We start from the raw sequence: 1,623 nt of genomic DNA on the forward strand, positions 1-1,623 counted from the left end.
ACATATTGGACATATTGGAGTTTTACAGTGGTAAAGAGTTCATACTTTTATCTTTACTCAAAAGAATATCTTTATGTATTGAAAATAACAAAAACAAAGGATTACTAATTTTAATAGAAGAAACAGAAGAAATAGAAATAGTGAAGAACACTCTAATGGAAAGCATACCTATAGCTAAAATTATCGTGCCAGAGGTAAAGAAAGACCTAGAGTCAATAGAGGGTTCAGACCAAGAAAAATCATTAAAAACCATTTTGACAGAAATTAATCATACTACGCTAATTTATCGTACCCTCTCACAATTTAACCCTCTCTCTGATGATGACGTAAGCGATATCATCCTCGATATTGACATAGAAGAAAAGTATGATTCAAATAAAACAAAGTTAGAAATTGATAAGGCAATAGAAAAAATAGAAAAAAAACTTGAATAAAAATAGAAAAACCTAAATATAAAACAAAAGAAGTAGTTTTTTATTTGCCTGATTTATCAAGGGCTTTAATTGATCTCCTCCTAAAAATACGCCGTAGCTGATACCTATCCCTACCGTCTCACTCAAGAACTCCTTCTCATCACTGGTAAATGGAAGCCATATAGGGTGCTTGCACTCATGGTAGGTGACAATCTCTGCAATGGGTAACCGGCAGGTAAATGTGGTGACGTGGCGCTTAAAGTCATCGCCTTCTCCCTCAATAGGGTGCCAGCCGCTAAACGACATTTCGGCAAGCAGTGTTCCACTTAGCCGCCGATACCAGGGCGTGATGGTGGTGTCAGGGTAGCCGTTTAGCTCGTTGTATAACCATGTTTCAAGTTCATGCAGATCATTCTCAACCGCATAGTCATACGCTTTTTCCATCACCGCCACCAGCGATGCCCGCTCGCTCGTGGCCTCACGTTGTAGCTCAATCAGCGCTGAAGTTGGGCTCATCCTTTTGCCTCCTCGTGTGGTTTGCTTATAGGTAATAGCAAACCTCAGCGCCGGATCAAAACTCACATCTGACGGTTGACGAGTGCGTCGCAAAACACTGCGTAGCTGTTCCGCTTTTTGAGCGTTGCTCCGTAGATTTAAGCCATACATGAAACTGCGACGACTGAGGCATGACTTTGTGGCCAAGCATCATTAAACTATTGTTTTTCAGCCGGATGGATAGCCAATATGTTTAACCCTGACCTTCCCGTCACCAAACTTCCCGTGTTTAGGGCTGTTTTAATTCTTGGGGGACTCCTTACCTTGGGGACGACAGGAGCGATTGTCCACTACACAGGCTTATCTTGGTGCTTTACCGCAACGTGTTTTAACAACTTGCTTGAGTTTTTTAAAGTGCCTATCCGGTTACTGGCTGCAACGCTTTCCATCATTGGCCTGATTGCACTGGCGCATCGTTCGGAGCAGTCAGCCAAGCAGATTAAGCTTTCAGAAGAGCAAAACTTCTTCTGTAGTGGTCAAGAAAAACTGGCCACCAGTTTATAGTTAATCCAGTATTTTTCCTCTGCCACGTTCGGACTCATACCGCTATTATGCTGATGTGGCCTAAGTTGGCTGTAATACCCGATTAAATATTTCAGTATATGCGCTTGAGCCTGCGAAAATGAACGGTAACCATAAGTCGGCACCCATTCTG

Annotated in this window: 3 protein-coding genes and 1 pseudogene; 2 read left to right on the plus strand and 2 right to left on the minus strand. The window is 42.1% G+C overall.

The window, feature by feature from the left end:
* A partial coding sequence (locus tag BZG77_RS14865; RefSeq protein ID WP_158011454.1) for a hypothetical protein occupies positions 1-434 on the plus strand: 434 nt, incomplete at its 5' end.
* Positions 435-446: 12 nt separating this feature from the next.
* Here BZG77_RS14865 and BZG77_RS14520 read toward each other — a convergent pair.
* Positions 447-929: an AbiTii domain-containing protein gene (locus BZG77_RS14520; protein ID WP_077647751.1), complete on the minus strand. Its 483-nt coding sequence runs from the start codon at positions 927-929 to the stop codon at positions 447-449.
* A gap of 228 nt (positions 930-1,157) precedes the next feature.
* On the opposite strand from BZG77_RS14520, the gene BZG77_RS14525 reads away from it, so the two are divergent.
* A complete protein-coding gene (locus BZG77_RS14525; protein ID WP_077647752.1) occupies positions 1,158-1,472 on the plus strand; it encodes a hypothetical protein in 315 nt (104 codons plus the stop codon).
* Here BZG77_RS14525 and BZG77_RS15095 read toward each other — a convergent pair.
* A pseudogene (locus BZG77_RS15095) lies at positions 1,445-1,623 on the minus strand (IS3 family transposase); the annotation flags it as partial. The gene BZG77_RS14525 and the pseudogene BZG77_RS15095 overlap by 28 nt on opposite strands.

It is taken from the genome of Salinivibrio sp. IB643 (assembly GCF_001996105.1).
In the GTDB taxonomy this organism is placed as follows: domain Bacteria; phylum Pseudomonadota; class Gammaproteobacteria; order Enterobacterales; family Vibrionaceae; genus Salinivibrio; species Salinivibrio costicola.

Excerpts from the sequence above, each read along its gene's own strand:
- BZG77_RS14520 (WP_077647751.1), bottom strand. The coding sequence starts at position 929 with ATGAGCCCAACTTCAGCGCTGATTGAGCTACAACGTGAGGCCACGAGC.
- BZG77_RS14525 (WP_077647752.1), top strand. The coding sequence starts at position 1,158 with ATGTTTAACCCTGACCTTCCCGTCACCAAACTTCCCGTGTTTAGGGCT.